The organism is Methanocaldococcus vulcanius M7 (assembly GCF_000024625.1).
Lineage (GTDB): Archaea > AGJL01 > Methanococci > Methanococcales > Methanocaldococcaceae > Methanocaldococcus > Methanocaldococcus vulcanius.
Genome location: NC_013407.1, coordinates 36862 through 57703, shown reverse-complemented (window position 1 = coordinate 57703; position 20842 = coordinate 36862). Strand labels below are relative to the sequence as shown.

24 protein-coding genes are annotated in these 20842 nt (G+C 30.1%); 12 read left to right on the top strand and 12 right to left on the bottom strand.

The window, feature by feature from the left end; genetic code table 11:
• Positions 1 to 23: 23 nt before the first annotated feature.
• The 7 genes from METVU_RS09210 to argB all read right to left on the bottom strand — a co-directional run bounded on the left by METVU_RS09210 (position 24) and on the right by argB (position 4238).
• Positions 24 to 155 carry a hypothetical protein gene (locus METVU_RS09210; RefSeq protein ID WP_394296111.1) on the bottom strand — a complete coding sequence of 44 codons (132 nt, stop codon included), beginning with the start codon at positions 153 to 155 and terminating at the stop codon, positions 24 to 26.
• 203 nt (positions 156 to 358) lie between these two features.
• Positions 359 to 922, bottom strand: a complete 564-nt coding sequence (locus METVU_RS00280; RefSeq protein ID WP_012819474.1) for a D-glycero-alpha-D-manno-heptose-1,7-bisphosphate 7-phosphatase — start codon at positions 920 to 922, stop codon at positions 359 to 361.
• A gap of 126 nt (positions 923 to 1048) precedes the next feature.
• Positions 1049 to 1189: a hypothetical protein gene (locus METVU_RS08920; protein ID WP_012819473.1), complete on the bottom strand. Its 141-nt coding sequence runs from the start codon at positions 1187 to 1189 to the stop codon at positions 1049 to 1051.
• A gap of 25 nt (positions 1190 to 1214) precedes the next feature.
• Positions 1215 to 2123: a bifunctional heptose 7-phosphate kinase/heptose 1-phosphate adenyltransferase gene (locus METVU_RS00275; protein WP_012819472.1), complete on the bottom strand. Its 909-nt coding sequence runs from the start codon at positions 2121 to 2123 to the stop codon at positions 1215 to 1217.
• Positions 2124 to 2134: 11 nt separating this feature from the next.
• A complete protein-coding gene (rfaE2, locus tag METVU_RS00270) occupies positions 2135 to 2608 on the bottom strand; it encodes a D-glycero-beta-D-manno-heptose 1-phosphate adenylyltransferase (RefSeq protein WP_012819471.1) in 474 nt (157 codons plus the stop codon).
• A gap of 91 nt (positions 2609 to 2699) precedes the next feature.
• Positions 2700 to 3257 carry a D-sedoheptulose 7-phosphate isomerase gene (gmhA, locus tag METVU_RS00265; RefSeq protein WP_012819470.1) on the bottom strand — a complete coding sequence of 186 codons (558 nt, stop codon included), beginning with the start codon at positions 3255 to 3257 and terminating at the stop codon, positions 2700 to 2702.
• A gap of 90 nt (positions 3258 to 3347) precedes the next feature.
• The gene (argB, locus tag METVU_RS00260) at positions 3348 to 4238 is read right to left on the bottom strand and encodes an acetylglutamate kinase (RefSeq protein WP_012819469.1); all 891 of its coding nucleotides are present in this window, start codon (positions 4236 to 4238) and stop codon (positions 3348 to 3350) included.
• A gap of 406 nt (positions 4239 to 4644) precedes the next feature.
• Between argB and METVU_RS00255 the strand changes: the two genes are divergently transcribed.
• Complete coding sequence (locus METVU_RS00255; protein ID WP_012819468.1) at positions 4645 to 4995, top strand: DUF555 domain-containing protein; 351 nt, start codon at positions 4645 to 4647, stop codon at positions 4993 to 4995.
• A gap of 93 nt (positions 4996 to 5088) precedes the next feature.
• Here METVU_RS00255 and METVU_RS00250 read toward each other — a convergent pair whose 3' ends face one another.
• Positions 5089 to 5400: an FUN14 domain-containing protein gene (locus METVU_RS00250; RefSeq protein WP_083771304.1), complete on the bottom strand. Its 312-nt coding sequence runs from the start codon at positions 5398 to 5400 to the stop codon at positions 5089 to 5091.
• Positions 5401 to 5632: 232 nt separating this feature from the next.
• Between METVU_RS00250 and METVU_RS00245 the strand changes: the two genes are divergently transcribed.
• On the top strand, positions 5633 to 7075 hold the full coding sequence (locus METVU_RS00245; protein WP_012819466.1) for a phosphoadenosine phosphosulfate reductase domain-containing protein: 1443 nt from the start codon (positions 5633 to 5635) through the stop codon (positions 7073 to 7075).
• 129 nt (positions 7076 to 7204) lie between these two features.
• Here METVU_RS00245 and METVU_RS00240 read toward each other — a convergent pair whose 3' ends face one another.
• Both METVU_RS00240 and METVU_RS00235 read right to left on the bottom strand, forming a co-directional pair.
• Complete coding sequence (locus tag METVU_RS00240; RefSeq protein WP_012819465.1) at positions 7205 to 7540, bottom strand: DUF5400 domain-containing protein; 336 nt, start codon at positions 7538 to 7540, stop codon at positions 7205 to 7207.
• 15 nt (positions 7541 to 7555) lie between these two features.
• On the bottom strand, positions 7556 to 8374 hold the full coding sequence (locus tag METVU_RS00235; RefSeq protein WP_012819464.1) for a DsrE family protein: 819 nt from the start codon (positions 8372 to 8374) through the stop codon (positions 7556 to 7558).
• Between the two features lie 314 nt (positions 8375 to 8688).
• On the opposite strand from METVU_RS00235, the gene METVU_RS09225 reads away from it, so the two are divergent.
• The 5 genes from METVU_RS09225 to METVU_RS09165 all read left to right on the top strand — a co-directional run bounded on the left by METVU_RS09225 (position 8689) and on the right by METVU_RS09165 (position 11407).
• Positions 8689 to 9249, top strand: coding sequence for a transposase (locus METVU_RS09225; RefSeq protein ID WP_245528142.1), 561 nt, complete (start codon positions 8689 to 8691; stop codon positions 9247 to 9249).
• Positions 9185 to 9382: an IS200/IS605 family transposase gene (locus METVU_RS09220; RefSeq protein WP_449405454.1), complete on the top strand. Its 198-nt coding sequence runs from the start codon at positions 9185 to 9187 to the stop codon at positions 9380 to 9382. The genes METVU_RS09225 and METVU_RS09220 overlap by 65 nt, the downstream gene beginning before the upstream one ends.
• Before the next feature lies 1 nt (position 9383).
• Positions 9384 to 10601: an RNA-guided endonuclease InsQ/TnpB family protein gene (locus METVU_RS00225; protein WP_048196634.1), complete on the top strand. Its 1218-nt coding sequence runs from the start codon at positions 9384 to 9386 to the stop codon at positions 10599 to 10601.
• A gap of 153 nt (positions 10602 to 10754) precedes the next feature.
• Positions 10755 to 11285 carry a hypothetical protein gene (locus METVU_RS00220; RefSeq protein WP_052294213.1) on the top strand — a complete coding sequence of 177 codons (531 nt, stop codon included), beginning with the start codon at positions 10755 to 10757 and terminating at the stop codon, positions 11283 to 11285.
• Positions 11276 to 11407: a hypothetical protein gene (locus METVU_RS09165; protein ID WP_012819462.1), complete on the top strand. Its 132-nt coding sequence runs from the start codon at positions 11276 to 11278 to the stop codon at positions 11405 to 11407. The genes METVU_RS00220 and METVU_RS09165 overlap by 10 nt, the downstream gene beginning before the upstream one ends.
• Before the next feature lie 220 nt (positions 11408 to 11627).
• Here METVU_RS09165 and METVU_RS00215 read toward each other — a convergent pair whose 3' ends face one another.
• A complete protein-coding gene (locus METVU_RS00215; RefSeq protein WP_012819461.1) occupies positions 11628 to 13124 on the bottom strand; it encodes a B12-binding domain-containing radical SAM protein in 1497 nt (498 codons plus the stop codon).
• A gap of 377 nt (positions 13125 to 13501) precedes the next feature.
• Between METVU_RS00215 and METVU_RS00210 the strand changes: the two genes are divergently transcribed.
• The 3 genes from METVU_RS00210 to METVU_RS00200 all read left to right on the top strand — a co-directional run bounded on the left by METVU_RS00210 (position 13502) and on the right by METVU_RS00200 (position 16928).
• Positions 13502 to 15112, top strand: a complete 1611-nt coding sequence (locus tag METVU_RS00210) for a M56 family metallopeptidase (RefSeq protein ID WP_012819460.1) — start codon at positions 13502 to 13504, stop codon at positions 15110 to 15112.
• Between the two features lie 68 nt (positions 15113 to 15180).
• Positions 15181 to 15870, top strand: coding sequence for a precorrin-2 C(20)-methyltransferase (gene cobI, locus METVU_RS00205; RefSeq protein WP_012819459.1), 690 nt, complete (start codon positions 15181 to 15183; stop codon positions 15868 to 15870).
• Entirely contained in the window at positions 15867 to 16928 is a 1062-nt protein-coding gene (locus tag METVU_RS00200) for a Fic family protein (protein ID WP_012819458.1), read from the top strand. Before cobI ends, METVU_RS00200 begins: the two co-directional genes overlap by 4 nt.
• 537 nt (positions 16929 to 17465) lie before the next feature.
• Here METVU_RS00200 and METVU_RS00195 read toward each other — a convergent pair.
• Positions 17466 to 17993 (bottom strand): hypothetical protein, encoded by a 528-nt coding sequence (locus METVU_RS00195; RefSeq protein ID WP_012819457.1) that lies wholly within the window; start codon positions 17991 to 17993, stop codon positions 17466 to 17468.
• A gap of 674 nt (positions 17994 to 18667) precedes the next feature.
• Here METVU_RS00195 and METVU_RS00190 point away from each other — a divergent pair.
• The gene (locus METVU_RS00190) at positions 18668 to 19897 is read left to right on the top strand and encodes an ArsR family transcriptional regulator (protein ID WP_012819456.1); all 1230 of its coding nucleotides are present in this window, start codon (positions 18668 to 18670) and stop codon (positions 19895 to 19897) included.
• Positions 19881 to 20822: a GTP cyclohydrolase MptA gene (gene mptA, locus METVU_RS00185; protein WP_012819455.1), complete on the top strand. Its 942-nt coding sequence runs from the start codon at positions 19881 to 19883 to the stop codon at positions 20820 to 20822. The genes METVU_RS00190 and mptA overlap by 17 nt, the downstream gene beginning before the upstream one ends.
• Positions 20823 to 20842: the final 20 nt, after the last annotated feature.

Genomic DNA, 20842 nt, shown 5'->3' with positions numbered 1-20842 from the left:
TTTATAACACTCTCTTTATATCCTTACAAACTAAAAATGATTGTGGTTTTAAAATCATACTTTGCTGATATAAATAAAATATTCTTCCTAACTAAATAGAGATAAACTGATACCGAAATCTCTTTTTTACTAACCTTATAATTATCTTTAAACAATTTTAAAGCATTTATAATGTTTTCTTTTTTGGAGAATAAAATACATCATTAGACAAAATTAGACAAAAGTTCTTAATTCATATGCCTTCAATAAATATTTTCCATATCTTTGTTGAAGCATCAACAACTATATCTCTGTTTTCAAAAAGTAGATATGCAGAAGATAATTCTTCTTCAGATAATTTAATCTCTTTTATAAATTTCTAAAGTCTTGAAATCTTCTTTTTTATAATTTCAACACAATCATATAAACTTTTAGCAATAAAATCTGCTTCTGTTGTTTCTTCATCATCATAGAGAATTCTTATTGTCTTACAACCAACACTCTTTCCACAAATTATATCTCTCTCACTATCTCCAATCATCCAACTTTTTTTAAAATCGATATTCCACTTTTCCTTTGCTTTTAAAAGCATACCATTTCTTGGCTTTCTACAATTACATGTTCCCTCCAAATGTGGGCAGTAAAAAATATCGTCAATCTCAGGCAATAATTTAAGCATATAGTCATGAATAACCTTTAAATCTTCTTCTGTCATAATTCCTTTGGCAATTCCCTGCTGATTGGTTACAACTATCAATAAATAACCCATTTTTTTAAATTCAATTAACGCCTCTCTAACTTTTGGCAGTAATTCAAATTCCTCTATTTTTTTAACATAGTCATCAATTAGTCGTTTATTGATAACTCCATCTCTATCCAAAAAAATTGCTCTCGAAGCGGAGCTTTGAGTTACAAAATCCGAAGGATTTTGTCTGATATTCATAATATCCCAACAAAAATTATTTTAATATTAATCCAATACTCCTTAACACTTCTGGTATGAACGGAGATATTATGATTAATATTATATAAAATCTTTATCCAAAAATCAATTTTTTGATTTAATAATTCAATTTTTTTCTAATCTTTCTTCTACTAATAAAATATCTTCTTTTGTAGCCAATTCTTTCCTTAATTCATCTCTAACTTCATTTTTCATAATGGGAATTTGATATTTAATCTCTTCTCTTAGTATATGGTCATTTAACATTTATCTCCCTCTAAAAATTTTAAATTTAATCAAACAACTCTTCCAAACTAACTGTTGCAGTTCCAACTTTTCCAACAACAATTGAACTTGCCTTATTTGCCAATTTAACCGCATCAACTAAATCATAACCCTTCTCTAATGCATATCCCAAGACAGCAATAAATGTATCCCCAGCTCCAGAAACATCATGAACCTCTTTGACTTCTGTCGGAATATGGAAGATTTCTCCATTAAGAGTTATTAAGGTAGCTCCTTTTTCACTCCTTGTTATAACAAAGTTTGAATTGTATTTATCGACCAATTCCAATCCAGCTTTTTCCAACTCATCGTCTCTATTTTCTATTTCCCTTCCTAAAATTTGAGATGCCTCTTTTAGATTTGGTTTTATTAAATAAACATCCTTATAAAAGCCGATGTTTTTTGGTTTTGGATCAACCAATATTTTTCCATTAAATTCTTTTTTTATGCCATCAATAAGCTCTTTTGTAATTAATCCTTTCGCATAATCAGAGATTATTAATATATCTGATTTTCCATTGAGATTTTTAACAACTTCCAAAATTTTTTTAGCTAAGTTATTATCTATTGGACAAATTTTTTCATAATCAACCCTGAGCAATTGCTGATTATAACCCATAGCAACAAATCTATGCTTTACTATCGTTGGTCTTCCATCAGAAACAAAGCAGTATCTGATATTATTTTCATTGCATAACTCTTCAATACATTTTCCAAATTCATCGTTGTTAGAAATACTTATCAAAAATACATCATGCTTTAAAGAGGCAATATTGTTTGCAACGTTTCCAGCTCCTCCTAATGTATATCTTTCCTCAACCACGTTTAATATCGGAACTGGAGCTTCAGGATTTATCCTCTCAACTTTTCCATATGTGTATTTGTCAAGCATAACTTCTCCTAAAACAATTATCATTCTTCCCCCTCTTATTTGTATTTTTCTAAAATCCAGTTAATTATTTTTGTTGTTGAGAACCCTTCAATTAAAGGAATTATTTTTATTTCTCCACCATAACTTTTAACAATCTCTGCTTCTGGTAAATCCTCCTCTCTATAATCCCCTCCTTTTACATGAACATCTGGTTTGATAATTTTTATCAAGTTTATTGGTGTCTCTTCATCAAAAGGAACTACAAAATCAACTGCCTTTAAGTTATCTAAAACATAAACCCTTGAATATAGAGGAATTATAGGTCTTTTATTCCCTTTTATCTTTTTTATGGATTTATCTGAATTTATCCCAACTATTAAAATATCCCCCAGCTTTTTTGCCTTATTTAAATACTCTACATGCCCTCTATGGATTATATCAAAACATCCGTTAGTAAAGACAATCTTTAAATTCTGGTTTTTTAGTTCTTTAACTATATTTTCCAATAATTTTCTATCCTCAATTATCATAGTTCCCCATATTTCTAAAAATGTTATGTTTTATTTAAATAGCAAGTTTTCCAACGATTTCAGTAGCATATGTATATAATCTCACCATATATTAACCAAATAACCTCTTCTCAACCTCCTCACATATTACATGATAAATTGTTAGATGACACTCTTGTATCCTTGCTGTGTTATTAGAAGGAACTATTAAGGCCAAATCAACAATATCCTTTAACTTTCCTCCACCTTTCCCTAATAAGCCAATTGTATAAATCCCCATTTCCTTTGCTTTATTAACTGCCTTTATAACATTCTCTGAGTTCCCACTTGTTGATATACCGACCAAAACATCTCCTTCTTTTCCTAATGCCTCAACTTGCCTCTCAAAAATCTTATCAAAACCATAATCATTTCCTATAGCTGTTAAAATCGAGGTATCAGTTGTTAATGCAATTGCAGGTAGCCCCTTCCTTTCTAACTTAAACCTTCCTACAATCTCAGCGGCAAAATGCTGAGAGTCAGCTGCACTCCCCCCATTTCCACAAATTAAAATTTTATTTCCATTTTTTAATGCATTATATATAACTTCAATAGCTTTTTTTAACTTTTCCTCATTTTCTTCGATGAATTTTAGTTTCACATTTGCACTTTCCTCGAAATACTTTTTCATTGCTGATCCCTCTTTAGAATTATTGCATTATTTTTGATATTAAATATATCATATTATAATAAACTTTGCATGTCATTAATATTACATTTTTTAATCCTTTGTTATCATAGTCCCAATTCCCTCTTCTGTAAATATCTCCAACAACAAGGCATGAGGTATCTTTCCATTTATAATATGGACACTTTTAACTCCATGATCTAACGCATATAACGCACTTTCTACTTTTGGGATCATACCTCCCTTTATTCTTCCATCCTCAATCATCTTTTTTACTTCTGATACGGTTAATCTTTTATGAATTGTATTTGGATCGTTTATATCATCCATTATTCCATCAACATCGGTTATCAATATCAATTTTTCCGCCTTCAAAGCTCCAGCTATATCTCCTGCCACTGTATCGGCATTTAAATTATATGCCTCCCCCCTTTCATCCAGCCCTATTGGAGAAACAACAGGGATGTAGTTATTATTTATCAATATTTCAAGTAGATCTGTATTTACTTCAACTGTCTCTCCCACTCTTCCAAGATCAACTTCTATCTCCTCCCCTTTATCAGTTTTTATTTTTTTTAGTTTTTTCTTAGCCAAAATTATTCTTCCAGATTTTCCAGATAACCCAACTGCTTTTCCTCCGAATTTGGATAGTTTTGATACAATATCTCCATTTATTTTCCCGGCTAATACCATTTCAACAATATCCAATGTCTCCTCATCAGTGATCCTTAACCCATGAACAAACTCTGGTTTTTTTCCCATTTTTTCCATTGCTTTATTTATCTCAGGTCCTCCTCCATGAACTACCACTGGGTTTATACCAACATACTTTAAGAGAACCACATCCTGAGCTGTCCAATTCTTCGCTTTTTCATCTATCATTGCATGTCCACCATACTTTACTACAAATACTTTTCCATGGAATTTTTGAATAAATGGCAAGGCCTCCATCAAAACTTCCGCTTTTTCTATTCTTTTAATCATGTAAATCTCCTCCATTAAGATTATATCGTTAAATGTTATAAAAATATTTAATAGAAAATTATTATACTTTTATAGTCAGTTTATTTTTTTGTTTCTTATATTCCTAATCAGGTTATCTCAAAAATTATTTATAATCCATAAAGTAATAAAACTTTAAACAATAAGTTTAAATAATATTAAGAAAAGAATTTATACATTTGGTAATAGCCCATAAGATAATAAAGCAGAAATAATATTAAAAAAGCATAAAAAAGAGGATAATCCAATAAATGAGCAAAAATTAAATAAACAATTAAATAAAAAACTAAATAGTTAAAAGTAAAGTAAATAAAAAATCATTAATTTAAAATAATCTTAAAGCAAAATTATATAAAAATAACGAGATTTTAGTTGTTGGTGAGAAGAAATGCCAAATTATCATGTGACATTGCAAGCAGCATATATTGTGAGAAATGTTGACGATGTAGAAGATGCAATAAGCGTAACGATCTCTCAAATTGGAAAAATGCTTAATAAAGAGGGGTTAAATTACGTTGACATTGATATAGGGCTTACGATATGTCCGAAATGTGGAGAACTTGTAGATTGCGTTTTAGTTGTGGCAAGAACGGCCTTGGTTGGTGTTCTACTATCTATGAAGGTGTTTAATGCAGAAAGTCCAGAACATGCCATTAGAATAGCAAAAGCCACTGTTGGAAAAGTCCTAAGAAACATTCCATTAGAACCCGTAGATGTCGTTGAATTAGAAGAAGAATAAACTACCAAGAAGTTTATTAATATTACAATTAATAAAAAGAATAAATTATCAAAATAAATTTTTTTAATAGTAAAAGACCATATTTTAACAAAACTATCCTTTTTTGAATCCCAACCCAAAACCAACAAGGAAAGATGTTCCAAATGAAAGCGAATGGACAAGTCCAACAATTTTATCTCCAAAAACCAATAGTGAGTTCTCAAGATTTCCAAGTAATGCTGAAAATGCCTCTTTATTTATACTAATAACTCCTATTTTAGCCAAATATAGCAAGGACAATATATAGATTCCTATCAAAAAGGCAACTATTTTAATGGCTTTTTTTGCAGCCCACCCAATAACAAACCCTATAACAAATCCACTACCAATGTCAGGTATAAACTGTGTAAAATCCATAAAAATCACCTCAAAAGTAAATTTCATGCATTATTAGGATATTTATCACCATCTTTAATCAAGAGTTTTTAATTTTTAAGTTTATTTTATTTTTGAAATTCTATTAATCATATCAATTATCATATTAATTTACTAAAAAGTTTTAAATAATTTAAATAACCTTGGTTTTTTAAACAAATTTTAGGCAAAAGTTAATATTATTTTCCTTAATTATTATATATAAAACTTTCTAAGGGAGATTATGAAAACATACTTAGGAAAGATCCACTTAAAATGGTGCAAAAATTGCAATGTTCCATTATTGGGAAATAAATGCGAAGTTTGTGGTTCAAAGGCAGAGAAAGTGAAAATAACACCCCCCGGAGATCCGAGATTGGGATTTGAATATGACATAAAATTTGTAAACAGCATATTAGAAGAGACCTTTGGAGTAAAAAACATTATTGGCGGAAAAATCATCCTACTTAATAAACTTCCAGGAAATGAAGAGAGTTATGAGGTTATTTTAGATGGAGAAGTTAAATACATAATATACTTTGATGAAAACGAAGAAAAATGGAAACCAAAACTAAAATTAAGTGGAGCATTTGATCTAATGGAAAAAGGAGCAAGAAAAAAAATTATAAAAATAAAACAAGATGTTGTAGATATTTTAAAAAATAAGAAAGGATGTATATTAAGACCAGGTATTATAGAGTATACTGACGATATAAATGAAAAAGACGATGTGATAATAGTTGATGAAAACGAAAATGTTGTTGGAGTTGGATTAGCAATAATTTCTTCTAAAAAAATCGATGAAATCAGTAAAGGGAAAGTGATTAAAGTAAGATCATTTATTGGAAAAGATAATAAAATATTTTCTCCAAAAAGATCATACAAAAGTTTAAATGAAGCATTTAAAGTAATGGTAGAGGCCAATGAGGGTGTTATTTCAACATATGAGAGGAATTCCATTGGATTTATAAGAAATATTTCTCAAAAGTTAAATAAACCCGTCATAGTAGCATTCTCCGGAGGAAAAGATAGTTTAACAACATTAATATTAGCTATTAAAGCGTTAGAAAAAAATTTTGACGTAGTATTTGTTGATACTGGCTTAGAATTTGAAGAAACATTAAAAAATGTTGAAGAAGTGGAAAAGGAGTATGGTATAAAAATAACAAGATTAAAAGGAGAAAACTTCTGGGAAAAAATTAAAGAATATGGAATTCCAGCAAGAGATTACAGGTGGTGTTCTGATGTGTGCAAGTTAAATCCCTTAAAAACATTTATTGAAGAAAAATATAAAGAAGATGTTCTATCGTTTGTTGGAATTAGAAAGTATGAAAGCTTTAACCGAGCACATAAAAAAGTTGTTTATAGAAACACGTACATAAAGAGGCAGATAAATGCTCTCCCGATATTCCATTGGAGTTCGCTACACGTTTGGATCTATCTACTTAGAGAAAAAGCTCCCTACAACAAACTCTATGAGAAGGGCTTTGATAGGATAGGATGTTTTATATGTCCAGCTATGGAGATGGGGGAGATAAATAAAATAAAAAAAGAATTTAAGGATTTATGGGATAAGTGGGAAAGTGTTTTAAGAGAATATGCAGAAAAACATGGATTGGGAGAAGATTGGATAAAAAAAGGATTATGGAGATGGAAACATAAGATCCAAGAAGAAAAGGCAAGTTAAAAATTAACAGAAAATATATTTCAGTTATAATTAAGATTAAATTAAAAATTAAATTAAAATAAGATTAATTATAATAAATCTAAAAAAGCTTAAAACCAAAATAAATGAAAAAATTAAATAATTAGAAATTTACCTAATTCCCAAAGCGTTTCCAATGGCAAGAACAAGCAACATTCCCATTAAAGCCAAGTGTGCAGAATAAATCCCTGTATTTTGAAATTGGGTTTTTAAAATGTTGCATATCGTCGGACAAATAGTTAATGCACTTAATATTTGGAAAATTACTGCCAAATAGAAAACTATACTATTAGGAATGATTAAAGACGCAAGAGTTAATAAAAATGCCAATATTAAAGAAATAAAATGAGGCATTAATCTCATTCCAGTCAATCTAAATGTAGCAAAGCCGGAAAGCATTGCTCCAAATATAACTGAGAGAGATACTAATGTAATTACTTGTCCCATTTTTTCACCTCCTATTTAAAGCCATACTGGTCTAACATTGGGTTTTGAAAGGTAATTTAAAAATGTTGGTGCTCCTGCAATCTCAAACCCCTCTTCTAAGTTTTTCTCATTTATTCCCCTAAATTCTGCACTTAACTCACACACATAAACCTTAACACCTTTTTTTAGAATATCCCTAACAAGATCTCCCAACTTTGGAAATGCAGGATGTTTAACCTTATCACACTCTCCTTTTAAAGCCAAACTTGCTCCGTCCATCATTAAAAATATCGTTGGCTTTAAATTCATCTTTAAAGCAACATCTGCCATCATAAACGTTGAATAGGCCTTTTCAGCATTTCCAGTTCCAGTGGTATTTATAATAAATAACTCATCTATCTTAACAGTTGCTTTTTCTTCCTCTTTTTTCTCTCCCTTTTTAACCAGTATCCTATAAGTTCCATCTTCCTTTTCTTCTACACTTATAATTTCATTACCCATCCCTTTTAATCCTTCAGTTAAATCAGTTAGAGCATTTTTTCCACAAATTATCTCTAAAATCTCTCCATTTTTCATTTTTGAAAGCATGTCAGAAACCATCATTATCGGCCCAGGACATGTGGCACCAACAACATTTATACTCTTGTCTGCTTTTATCTCTCCAACGTGTATTTTCACCACATTTCCTTCAACTTCATATTTTAGATTGTATTTTTTCAATAAATTTTCAATATCTTTTATCTGCTCTTCTCCATCTGTCTCCACTATCAAAATATCATCTTTTGCATCGCTTAATATCATATCTATAAGTAAAGACGGACTTCTCAATCCCTTTACAGAAAACTTTCTTACCATATTACCACCTGTGTCATTTTTATACACAAACGTGCACATAAAATTTTATAAACTTGCAAGATCTTAAAGATAAAGGGCCACTTAGACAAGATTAGTTGAATTGTGATCAGAACTTCGTGGTTGTGTTTTATCTATGAACAAATATCCACACTTCTAATATATATACTTTTCGATTTATTTTTTATATTAAGTTATAATCATACTTAGAAATAATTATATACACATAAATTGACAATATCCTATTTTAAAATCGTTGATAAAGATACTCAAAAGACGTAAAAAATTAATGATTTTTGATAGGATGGTGAAAAAACATGATAAATAAAACACGAGTATATGGAGAGCATTTAACATCAACTGAAATATTTAAAGAATTTATACTACCCGAAATTAAAGATAAATTATATAATTTTATCTGGGTGGACTTATTTGCTGGCAAAGGGAATTTAATACTGCCTATTTTAGAATTAATTCCACAAGAAGAAAGAATAGATTTTTTTAAAGAACACATATTCCTTTTTGATATTCAGGAAAAAATGATATATGAAGCAATAAAAAACGCTGAGAAATACGGAATTCCCAAAAATATTGCAAAAAATAATATTATAAAAAGAGATACCCTAAAAAAACTATCCAAAATTTTTATTGGAATCAAACCTCCCAGTAGTATTCTGCCCGAAATATCGAAGACCAGTTTTAACAGGAAAAATAAAAGAACGGCTGGAAGAATTAATCATCGAAAAATGCAAAGAACTTATACCGAAGTTTTAGACATGGTTATAGCTCCAGACCACGTTCATTTGTTGTTAGATGCAGACCCCACAATTGGAATTAACAAAATCGTTGTACAGATTAAAAGGATACACTTCAAATAGGTTAAGAAAAGAATTCCCAGAGCTTAGAAGAAAGCTTCTAACGTTATGGACTCGGGGTAGATTTATATCAACTGTCGGAACAGTAACTCTCGATGTTATTAGACAATACATAGACAGTCAAAAAGGTGTCTAAGTTGGAGGTAACGAGAGTCCTAACAATAAACCTAACGAGGAAATTAACTGACGAACAAAGGATTATCCTCAACCATTTAACCTACTCCGCATCGAAATTATGGAATGTTGCTAACTACGAAATTATACAAGATAATATCAAATTATCCGAATTAGAAAAGAAGTTAAAGGACAACTTCTGGTATAAAAATCTTCATTCGCAATCAGCACAAGCAGTTCTACAAAAGCTAAAAGTCGCATGGGATAATTTTTTCAAACAACACACTAAACGTCCAAGATTCCAACCAAAAGATGGACACTTTCCAGTTAAATGGAAGAAGGACGGTTTCAAAATCATCGCCAATAAGTTGAGATTATCTTTATCAAAGCAGACGAGACAGTATTTAAAAGAGAGGCATGGCATCGAGTCCAAGTTCCTATGGGTAGAGTTATCGAAAGCTCTACCGCTCGATGCCATGCAGGTTAAAGAGGTTGAAATAGTTCCACACGATATTTATGGAGAGAGGTTTTATGTTCTGCATTTGATTTATAAAAAAGAAGTTAATCCAGAGATGTCAAAGGAAGATAAAGTAATAATGGCAATCGATTTAGGAGTAAGGAATTTAGCAACTGTTGTTATCGAGGGAGAAAAACAGCCGTTAATATTCGATGGGAAAATATTAGTTTCTAAGTTGAGATGGTTTGCTAAGGAGACAGCGAGAATTAAATCGATAATTGCAGAGCAGGGCTTAAAAACCTGTAAGCGATTGGCAAGATTAACGGTTAAAGAAAGGAATTATGTTAAGGACTATGTTCATAAGATTAGCAGTTGGATTATCGATTTAGCAAAGAGAAAGGGAGTTTCGAGGATTATTATCGGAGAGTTAAACAAGAATATAACTAAAATCGATATTGGGGATAGGGTTAATCAGCAATTGCATAGGATTCCTTATGGAAAGTTAGTAAAAATGATAGAGTATAAAGCAGAAGAATTGGGAATTAAAGTAGAGCAAATCGATGAGAGTTATACTTCTCAGAAGTGTAGTGTTTGTGGAGTGATAAAGAAGTCGAATAGGAAGTATAGAGGGCTTTATATTTGTTCAAATTGTGGAGCTGTAATTAATGCTGACGTTAATGGTGCAAGGAATATTTTGTTTAAGGTAGTCCCGAACCCCGAAAGGGGTAGGGATAGTGGGCTTGGCAACCCAAGGAGGGTGAGCTTTAAAGCTCTGCTCTCCTAAAGAAACTCCACCCTTTAGGGCGGAGAGTGTCATAGAGCAGGTAGCGAGTTTGACGAATTCGTAGATAACTCTAAAGCGAAAAATCCATTAAATATAAAGTTTTATCTAACTATTGATGATGTTAAAAAGAATTCAGGAAATTTTGAAATAACGGTGATAGATGCAAATGCTTTTAATGGAAAAGAATATGAAAAAAAGAAAATTTATGTAAATGAGAAAATGTATAACAAAATCAAATCAAACATACTATTTGTTAGAACAGTAGATACTGGAAAAATGGAAGGAAGGGTAGGTTTATATACTATAAAAGATGTTTTTGGAGTTGATGGAATCTTAGTTACTAATAAAAAATACAGAACACACCCAATTCAAATATTTATAGAGCCAAAACTCTCAGAAGAAGATCAAACTTTATTAAAAGATTATTTTAATTTAATCCTTGAGCATTTTAGAGAAATAACCGATAGTGAATTTCTAACTACTTATAAGTATTCAAATAGTGAATATGTAAGGAAATATTTGGGATTAACACAAGTAAAAAAACTAATCCATACTTTTCCATTATTAGATCTAAAAAACGAAGACCTTCAAAAATTAAAAGAGTTAGTTAATAGCAAAAAAGTCGATGACCTAATTGAATTTGTAAAAAAGAAGAATAGTAGAGGTTTGGAACAATGGCTCTAAAAGACAACTTATATTACTGGAATATCTCTCTAAAACATCCTGAGCCAGTTGTGGATAAATACTACATATTGGATAAAGTAATTGCTAATGATGAGAATTTAATAAAAAAGTTGAACGTTTAAGAGAATTGATAATAAGTTATTGCGTTATTATTGAAAAAGATAAAACGATTGCATCAAAAATATTGGATGAGATATTCAATATTATCACAACAACAGATAAGATACAATAACCGAATTTGTAGCATTTTGGAAGGTTTTAGATCTTTCCCATTCTATTTTTAAACAACTCCCAGATAAGAAAATTATTTTAGAAAATATACTTAAAGAAATAATGATAATGTTAATTCTCCAAAAGTTTTCCTTCCAAATACTTTTCATATGCCTTAACTATTTTAACTTTCTTTGTTTTTCCAATAAATTTGGCTCCATCCTTGACAACAATCATCAACCCACTATCCGGAAGATAACCAATAGCATCTCTCCTATTTCTAAAATGCCTCTCAGATATTATAACCTCTAAAACTCTCCCAATATACCTCTTTTTTATCTCCAAATTTATCTTATTGGCTGTTTCTCTAATTAATAAAGAATATTTGGTAATATTCGGTTTAAAGTTTTGAAATGCGGACATTGGGAGAGGCCTAAATTTATAAACAGTTATTTTATCAATATAATTTTTAATTTTATGCATAAATCTTACCGTATTTTTTGCTGTTTCCTCAGTTTCTCCTGGCAGTCCATAGATAAAATAAACCTGTGCTTTTAAATTGTATTTTTTTGCTATCTTAACCGCTCTTAAAACATCACTTGGAGATGTGGGCCTACCTAAAAGTTTACAGTGATTTTCATCTCCACTCTCACAACCAATATATATCGGCGTCCTTAAATATTTACTAAAAATCTCTGCCACTTTCTCATTAAACAAATTTGCCTTTATATTTTCAATCAATATGTTTGCGTTATATTTATCAGCTAAATCTCTGCAATTTGACAATAACGTCTCTATTACTTCATAATTTGGTTCTGGAAAATAAGGATTTATTAATTTCTCTCCTCTTTTATAATCTAAAAAGTCCGGAGCAGATAGAACAATCCTTTTAACACCCTCCTCTAATAATGCCTCAATCTCTTTTAATACATCTTCTTCATTCCTACTCCTCGCATATCCAAAGACAGAAGGGACAGAGCAGAAACCACAACCCGGATTTATATTTAAAGGACATTTTAATGTTCCATTTTTACATAAGTTGCATTTTTTATTAGAGCATAAGAGAAGAGGTCTTTTAAAATTACTACAACCCCTAACAACCTCAACATAAACCCTTGCAGAGAAGTAGTTTTTATAGTCCTTTATTTCAGTTGAGGGCGTTATTAATTTTAGATTAGTTAAAATCTCTCTCAAAGGATTTATAACCAACTTATCATTATCATAATCCCAATATGTCGTTCCTTTAACATTTTCAGCATTAAAGTCCTTTTTTAGCAGTTCTCTTATCGTTATCTCCCCTTCTCCAACAACACTTATATCCGCCTCTATCTTTTCAAGTAAGTAGAGATCGTTAGATATTGGCCCACCTATCACTATTTTGCTATCACACTTTAATTTTACCCTCTCCACTAAACGTTTAACACACTTAAAGTCAGATGACATTCCACTTATAAATATTACATCATAATCTCCTATTTTAGAAAAATTCTCCACTGGAATTATTTTAGCATCAACACCCTCGTTCTGTAAAATACCCTTAACAGTTCTTGGTCCCGCTCCGATCACATCCCTCGTTAACAGTTTTTTACCATCTCCATATGCTAAACAGTCAACAATTAACGCCCTCATTATCCCACAAATGCTAAAAATTTGTCATTAAATTTGTTGTTTTTATTTTATTTTTAGAGAATTTGTTTAATTATATCTAAATTATGTCTAATTTTTCTTTATAGTTTTCAAATACATTTATAAGTAATACATTATAACCACTTACTCAACAAAAATAACATCAACTCTTTTTAGCGTTTTTAACCCTTTTCCCCCTTTATTTTTTGTTTTTAATGTATAATCTTTTACTTTCTATTTTTTATTTTATTAATTATTACCGTTTCCAATATTTGCATAACCTATAAATAACCCATCCATTTAATTTTAATTTATCTAATACCAGTTAATATAAAATTAAATATTGAAGGAATCCTTAAAATACCCAAAGGTGAGTTATTATGAAAAAATTTGTTATAATCCTTATCCTCCTCACACTTTTTCAACTGTCATTTGGAGTAAATGTAAGTGTTGATATAGACAGTTATGGATGGATCACGATCACATCTGAGAAAAACATTTCAAAAAATCTTGAAAATTTAAAATATCTTCAATTATGGAGCTCTAAAAATGGAAACATATATATTTTCCAATTAAAAGTTCCACTAAATAAAAATAAATCTCAACTTATATATAACCTCTCACCTATAGGAAAATTCCATATAAACAAAGTTAGCACTGAGAAATTCTTTAAAATAAATGATTATAAAGTAGAAAACGGAGAAATAATCGTAAATTACTCCTATAACTTTACCACTATTGCAATACTTCTCCTCGAATACTTATTTATATTCATCCTTACACTATACTTCACTCATCACTTAAAAAAGTTGTTTAGAAAAAAATCCGCCACAATAAGAGAAAAATCAGAAGTATTGAAAAAATATACTATTCATTTTACATTATATGCCATATCTATAACTGTGATCTTAATAACCCAATTACTCATCTTCGATCTACCAGATCTCATATCATACACCTTCAATGTTGGATTAGATACAGCAATAATCATCTGGATGCTAATGCTATTTGTATTTATGCTCCTACCCCCAGTTCTTGCAGCAAAAGACATGGTTAGATGTTTCTCATCTCAAAAATCCAAAGATAGAAATGAAAATGAAATAAAAAAATCTCCCCTAATGGTTGCTCTTTCATTTATATTATTATTTGCACCACTCGGGATTATGTTTCTTATCATCATATATGGCATTCCGAACATGCTCATCTCCCCAATAAAAACACAATTTTATGACCTCCCCCTCCCATTGCGAACTGCATTCTGGATCACATTCTATTACTCCATTGCAGTTTTATTTTCAAAAACCTCAACACAACTTTTAAAATACACAAAGATTATGAAGAGAATAAACGACGAGGAAACGATAAACAAGATAAAAAACATTGTAAACGATATTTCTAAAAAATTAAACGTTAAACCATTTAAAAAAATAGAAATCATAAAAAGTGATGTAGCAAACGCAATGGTAGAAGGATTATTCAAAGAAAAATTAGTAATAACGTCTAAACTATTAGATATTTTATCTGAAGAAGAATTAAAAGCAATTATTGCTCACGAATTAGCACATAGAAAAAAACTACACATAAAATTAGGATTTATAAGTTTTATAATTATTGGTGCAATCATATATTCGATAGCAATATATATACTGAAATATATAAATATTGAGGGAGAGTGGGTGTTTACAGCAGTATTCTTCACAGCATACATAATCGATTATTTATTGTGTAGATATATATCTCGAAAGATCGAAAAAGATGCAGATCTCCTCGCTACAAAAATCATAGATCCAAAAACCTACATAAAAGCCCTTGCAAAAATACACTTCTCATCCTACATGCCAAAAGAAGGTATCTTAAATGTTTTAATGACTCATCCCTCACTAAAAGAGAGAGCAAGATATATCCAAGAAACTTATGGATTATCAAAAGATGACGTTGATAAAATAATAGAGGAAGCATATCAATACGTAGAAAAAGTAGTAAACAAATAATGAACAAAATATAAATAAATATAAAAATAAATAAAGAAAAAAGGAAAAAGAAATAAAAAATATAAAAGGTGTCAACCTTGGTAAAAAAGGTTTACGGAGTAGGAGTTGGAGTTGGTGATGAAAAACTGATTACACTAAAAGCGTTAGAAGTTTTAAAAAAAGTTGATAAAATTTTCATTCCAATATCGAAAAAAGGAAAAAGATCCATTGCTTATGAAATTATCAAAAACCATATAGACGAGAAAGATGTTGAAGAGTTGTTGTTTCCAATGATAAAAGACAAAGAAAAACTAAAAAAATACTGGGAGACCGCTGTAAATAAAGTAATAAACGAAAAAGGAGAAGTGGCAGTAATAACAATCGGAGATCCAACGCTATATAGCACATTCTCCTATCTTTGGAAAATTTTAAAAGAAAAAAATATAGATGTAGAAATAGTCAATGGAATATCCTCAATATTCGCATCAGCATCAGCCCTTGGCATTCCATTAGTAGAAGGGGACGAAAAACTTTGCATACTACCACAAGGAAAAGACATTGAAAAATATATAAATGAATTTGACACCATAATAATTATGAAAACCAAAAATTTAAAAGAAAAACTTGAAAAAATAAAAGATAAAGATAACTATATGATCGGATTAGTAAAAAAAGCCACATTTAAAGATGAAAAAACAGCATTTGGAAGATTTGAAGAGATAAATTTCGATGAATTCAGCGATTATCTCTCATTAGCAATAATTAAGAGGATAAAATGAACCTAATAAAAACAACTCCAGAGGATTTCCTCAACGGATTGTATTTTATCCCCACATTTAGAGGAAACATCTTAGAATTAGATGAAAAAGGAGAGTTTGAAATAGTCAATAAAATACCAATAATCAGAGTACTAGCTACCCCAAATCTAAAAAAAACAATTGGAAGAATAATCTACCTTATAAAAGATAAATATGTCCTCTTTAAAAATTACGAAAATGCCAAATGGTTAAAAAACTTATTAAAATATATAAATGAAAAAATATACTTTGATAAATACTATCGAGCAAAAAAAGCATGGTATAGGGGAATAAAAGACCTATTTTACGACATAAAAACATGGAATTTCGAAAAAGCAATTGGGAAAACCATAACCCTACTAAAAATATTAAATCCAATAATTGTTTTTGATATTCACGATATTAGAAAATGGCATTACAAAAAAAGCTTTGTTAGATTTATTAAAGAACTAAGAAAAAATAAAATAAGTGTTGTAATCAGATTTCCACATGAATGCTACGATGAAATGAAACTCCTCTTTCCAGAAGGAATCTTAAATGTAAAAGCATCCATAAAATACTTTGCAAAAGTTCACAACTATCTATTAAGTGATAAAGTTGCAGAACATCTACTAAAATTAACCAACGGAAACTTAGAAACGATATATCTCATCCTAAAACACTCAAAAAGAGAGATAAAAACCCTAAGGGAACTTAAAATCCCATGGCTCAAAATCCTTCCCTACATAGTTAACTCGAAATATCGAAAGTTAGTTGAAAAGATCATTGAACTAAAAAAATTTAAAATCGAAGACATAGAATATAAAGTCAACTACAAACTCCCAACGCTGTATAGATACTTAGATGAATTAGTAGACCTTGGAATACTTGTAAAAATAAAGCATAGAAATAAAATAAGGTTTAAAATAAAACTTAACAGAAATAACTTACTACATTTATTAAAAAACTACCGAGAGAATTATAAACATTGGATAACAATATTTTTAGTAGACAATATCCCAGCATCTATACTATTAAAACGTAATTTCGATGGAGGATAATCTTCTTTTAAAAATTAAAAATTCAAAACATGAAAAACTATATCAAATCTTTGGTTGTGATATGTTAGGTCATAAATAAACACTAACATTTTATCTTTTTTGACTTCGAAATTATAAAATAAGAAATCAAATTTAAAAATACATTTCTTAAAAGATTTTCGAGTTTTCGAGTTGCATGTATGTATAGGGAAAAGAAGGGTATACCCCTAAAAAAATGGTTGTGATTATCACAAACACAACTATTATATTATTATACTTTTTTTCACTATATAAAGAAAAAACAAAAATATATTTTATTATTGTATCTACTATAAATATAATATACTATATAACAAAAAAATATCATTAAAATGTTAATATTATAAAAAAACATTGTTGGAGATTTACTATTACTGAAAAACACTACATTTAACTGATTTGTTCATTAAAAAAAGATAGATCCCACTCTAACAATATTTTGCGATAATTCATTATGTCAAAAAAATTGCTCACCCTTTAGGTCATATACATACATGCGACTCGAAAGTTCGAAATTTATTAATCTTGATTTTTCAATGTCTTGTAAAGCCGTTTCAAGTAATCGATATGTTTACATGAATCACTCTGACAGATAACGCACCACCATCTGCCAATATTACTTCTAAAAACGTCTCCTAAATGCTCCCCATCAGCATCAAAGAACGAAAACACGATTCCTCCGAATTTATCCTCCTTCCACTTGATTTCAAACCCGATCTTTGTAAGTGGGTAGTGCTTAGTAGATATTTTCTTTTTTGGTAATTTTTCGAAAACACTCGAAAAACTCAAATCGAATATTTCTGGTGCCAATCTTTTTAAAACTGCAAGACCCTTGGAGGTAAACGAGTATATAACCTTATGACCTGCCCTTTCCCTCTTCATTACGTTGAGAGCTGAGCATAACCTCAAAAAAGAGCAAGCAAGACCTTTCGATATATTTAAATTTTTTGCCAGTGATTGAGGATAGGTTGTGCCACGTATTAACACATAATGTAAAATTGCTTTTCTGAAAATCGTTGATGTGATTTCATATGGAAGTTTTTCCATGATTTTCACCTTTTTAATAGTGTATGTTGATTTTGTATTCAGTTGACTATAATTACTCAATTGTTATGTTATTTTACATTTATATATTTTATGATTCACGACTCGGATTTTCGCCTCGATTCTACGTGAAAGTATTACTAATATTTTAAGCATTATTTAATGTTTATTTTCTAAGAGCGAGTATGTATTATGATTTTTTCAATATTGGGTTAATTTTATGTTTTTTCTATATATATGTTTCTACTGTGTGTTTTTGTTAAATATATAATATCTTTTGATTCATAGTTTTTTATATCTTTTTTCTTTAAATTCACGGTTTTTTGATTTTGGGAGTTTTTGAGTATTCTCAAGAGAAGAATTAAAATTAACTTTATTTCATAGAAATAGTATATATATAATTTTAATTTTTATTAAAGTTTGTTTCTGGGGATCTTGGTGCCTTCTTTAATCATAAATATACTTAGGTTCATGATATTTTGTAAGAAATAATATTAAATTCACGTTTTTTTAATTTATTTTTTTATTAACGATTTATTTAAGTTAATCGATTAGAAAACTCACTTTCGATCTTTCGAAATCTATATATGTATAAAAAACAAACTTCGAATAGAGATCAATTGGTGATAATAAATTCAAATTAATAATAGGAATAGATATTATATGCAGGTGGAAACATGGATCCCATAGAGTTTATTCAAAAATCTGCCAACTCAATAGCAAGCACAATGCACAAATTAAAACTAAAATATAATCCATTCTCTGAAAAACCAATAAGGGGAAATACAAAATTTTTTGTTGGAAGGGTTAGTGAGTTAAGGGAGATTGGGGAAATATTAGGATCTGCACAACATGGTAGTGTGGTTAACGCCGCAATCGTTGGAACTAAAGGTATTGGAAAAAGTTCAATGTTAAATATCATTTATTATGCAACAAAAAAGCAGGGACATTGGGTTGTTGAGATGACTGCCTCTCAAGTAACGCCGAGACAGTTTCTAATTCAACTACTATATAACATCTTAACTGAGAATCTTATCACAGTAAGTGGAACTATAAAATCTGATTATATGGAACATTCTAACAGAATCTTGGATATGTATAGAAAATTAAACAACTACGGAGATAAAGTTCCTATTCATTATCCAAGAGAGAGGATCGAGAGGGATTTAGAGTATCTTATAAATGAGGTTAAAAGTCATGATAAACTTTGCATAATATTGATTGATGAAGCCGATCAGTTTGCAAAAAAGAGTTGTTTATCTTTATTACAATTTTTCCACTCTTTCTTATATGAAGAAGGAATATTAACCTTTATGGCAGGTTCTCCAACCTTAATGGATGATTTAACAAAAATATCTCCACCAATAAAGGATAGAATACCAAAAATAATAAACATGCCTCCTTTGTCAAAGGATGAATCCTACGATCTGATTAGAAGACGGCTTGAAGATGCTCACATTGATGGAGCTGAGGAGTTTGAGCCATTTACTGAAACTGCTATACATAAGATCGTTGAGGAGTGTGATGGAATTCCAAGGAAGATAATAATGACATGCTCTGAGTCAATATCAATTGCTATAAGAAATGGTTTAACAAAGATCGATGAAAAAGTTGTAAAAGAGGCAATGCATTCTCTTGGTATTAGTGTAGGGCATCAGATTTTAAACCACCTAACGCCCGCTCAGTCGGAGATCGTTAGAGCAATGTCAGAACTTGGAGGATCTGCAACTGTAACACAGTTGGCAGAATATTTAAAAAAATCACCAAGCACGATCGGAACACATCTTTCAGATATTTACGAGATGGGGTATATTAATAAGGAGAGAGATGGTAATAATGTATACTACCGTTTATCAAAAGAACTTAGAGATGTTTTGATAGGTGAAGAAGATGAATTGGAGATGTGATGTTCAAAATTTTGAGCCAGATGTTAAGATTTCACTAACAAGAGTTGGAGTTACGAATTTAAAAAAACTTGTTCGATTAAAAAGAGCAAATAAGCGTCCTATTATATTGCTTTCTACATTTGAGGTCTTTGTTAATCTGCCAAGCTCACAGAAAGGAATTCACATGTCAAGAAATCCTGAGGTTATTGAGGGAATTATAGATGAGGCGTTAGAAATTGAGAGTTATGAAATGGAGACGATATGTGAAGAGATCGTGAAGAGATTATTTAAAAAGCATGAATATGCAACAGAGGCAGAGGTTTTTATGGTTAGTGATTTTATGACAAAGGAAAAGAGTCCAATATCTGGAAAGTACTCTCAGGAGATACATAAGATTATGGGAGGAGCGAAGGGTGTTAAAAAGGATAATAAGGTAGAGATAACCAAGATCGTTGGGGCTGAGGTTGTTGGTATTACTGCATGCCCATGTGCTCAAAACTTAATAAAAGAGATGTCTATAAAAAAATTAAAGGAAGAAGGTTTTTCAGATGAAGAAATAGAAAAAATAACAAGATCGGTAATTTTTGCAACACACAATCAGAGAGGGATTGGTAGAATTATATTAGAAGTTCCTACTGGGTATGAGATTGAGATAATGGATATTATAGAGATCATTAAAAAGTCGATGAGTGCAGAGATCTATGGTATTTTGAAGAGGGCAGATGAGGCGTATGTTGTTGAGCAGAGCCACAAAAAACCGATGTTTGTTGAGGACTGTGTTAGAGAGATGGCTAAAAATATCGTAGAGAAGTTTAAACATCTTCCAGATGAAACGAGAGTTTTAATTAGACAGATAAATATGGAGAGTATTCATAGGCATGATGCGTATGCTGAGAAGGTTGCTACTTTGGGAGAGTTGAGAGAAGAGCTTTTAATGTTAAAATAAAACTTGAAGAATTGTAGAAT

Excerpts from the sequence above, each read along its gene's own strand:
- METVU_RS00280 (WP_012819474.1), bottom strand. The coding sequence starts at position 922 with ATGAATATCAGACAAAATCCTTCGGATTTTGTAACTCAAAGCTCCGCT.
- METVU_RS08920 (WP_012819473.1), bottom strand. The coding sequence starts at position 1,189 with ATGTTAAATGACCATATACTAAGAGAAGAGATTAAATATCAAATTCCC.
- METVU_RS00275 (WP_012819472.1), bottom strand. The coding sequence starts at position 2,123 with ATGATAATTGTTTTAGGAGAAGTTATGCTTGACAAATACACATATGGA.
- rfaE2 (WP_012819471.1), bottom strand. The coding sequence starts at position 2,608 with ATGATAATTGAGGATAGAAAATTATTGGAAAATATAGTTAAAGAACTA.
- gmhA (WP_012819470.1), bottom strand. The coding sequence starts at position 3,257 with ATGAAAAAGTATTTCGAGGAAAGTGCAAATGTGAAACTAAAATTCATC.
- argB (WP_012819469.1), bottom strand. The coding sequence starts at position 4,238 with ATGATTAAAAGAATAGAAAAAGCGGAAGTTTTGATGGAGGCCTTGCCA.
- METVU_RS00255 (WP_012819468.1), top strand. The coding sequence starts at position 4,645 with ATGCCAAATTATCATGTGACATTGCAAGCAGCATATATTGTGAGAAAT.
- METVU_RS00245 (WP_012819466.1), top strand. The coding sequence starts at position 5,633 with ATGAAAACATACTTAGGAAAGATCCACTTAAAATGGTGCAAAAATTGC.
- METVU_RS00240 (WP_012819465.1), bottom strand. The coding sequence starts at position 7,540 with ATGGGACAAGTAATTACATTAGTATCTCTCTCAGTTATATTTGGAGCA.
- METVU_RS00235 (WP_012819464.1), bottom strand. The coding sequence starts at position 8,374 with ATGGTAAGAAAGTTTTCTGTAAAGGGATTGAGAAGTCCGTCTTTACTT.
- METVU_RS09225 (WP_245528142.1), top strand. The coding sequence starts at position 8,689 with ATGATAAATAAAACACGAGTATATGGAGAGCATTTAACATCAACTGAA.
- METVU_RS09220 (WP_449405454.1), top strand. The coding sequence starts at position 9,185 with ATGCAGACCCCACAATTGGAATTAACAAAATCGTTGTACAGATTAAAA.
- METVU_RS09165 (WP_012819462.1), top strand. The coding sequence starts at position 11,276 with ATGGCTCTAAAAGACAACTTATATTACTGGAATATCTCTCTAAAACAT.
- METVU_RS00215 (WP_012819461.1), bottom strand. The coding sequence starts at position 13,124 with ATGAGGGCGTTAATTGTTGACTGTTTAGCATATGGAGATGGTAAAAAA.
- METVU_RS00210 (WP_012819460.1), top strand. The coding sequence starts at position 13,502 with ATGAAAAAATTTGTTATAATCCTTATCCTCCTCACACTTTTTCAACTG.
- METVU_RS00200 (WP_012819458.1), top strand. The coding sequence starts at position 15,867 with ATGAACCTAATAAAAACAACTCCAGAGGATTTCCTCAACGGATTGTAT.
- METVU_RS00195 (WP_012819457.1), bottom strand. The coding sequence starts at position 17,993 with ATGGAAAAACTTCCATATGAAATCACATCAACGATTTTCAGAAAAGCA.
- METVU_RS00190 (WP_012819456.1), top strand. The coding sequence starts at position 18,668 with ATGGATCCCATAGAGTTTATTCAAAAATCTGCCAACTCAATAGCAAGC.
- mptA (WP_012819455.1), top strand. The coding sequence starts at position 19,881 with ATGAATTGGAGATGTGATGTTCAAAATTTTGAGCCAGATGTTAAGATT.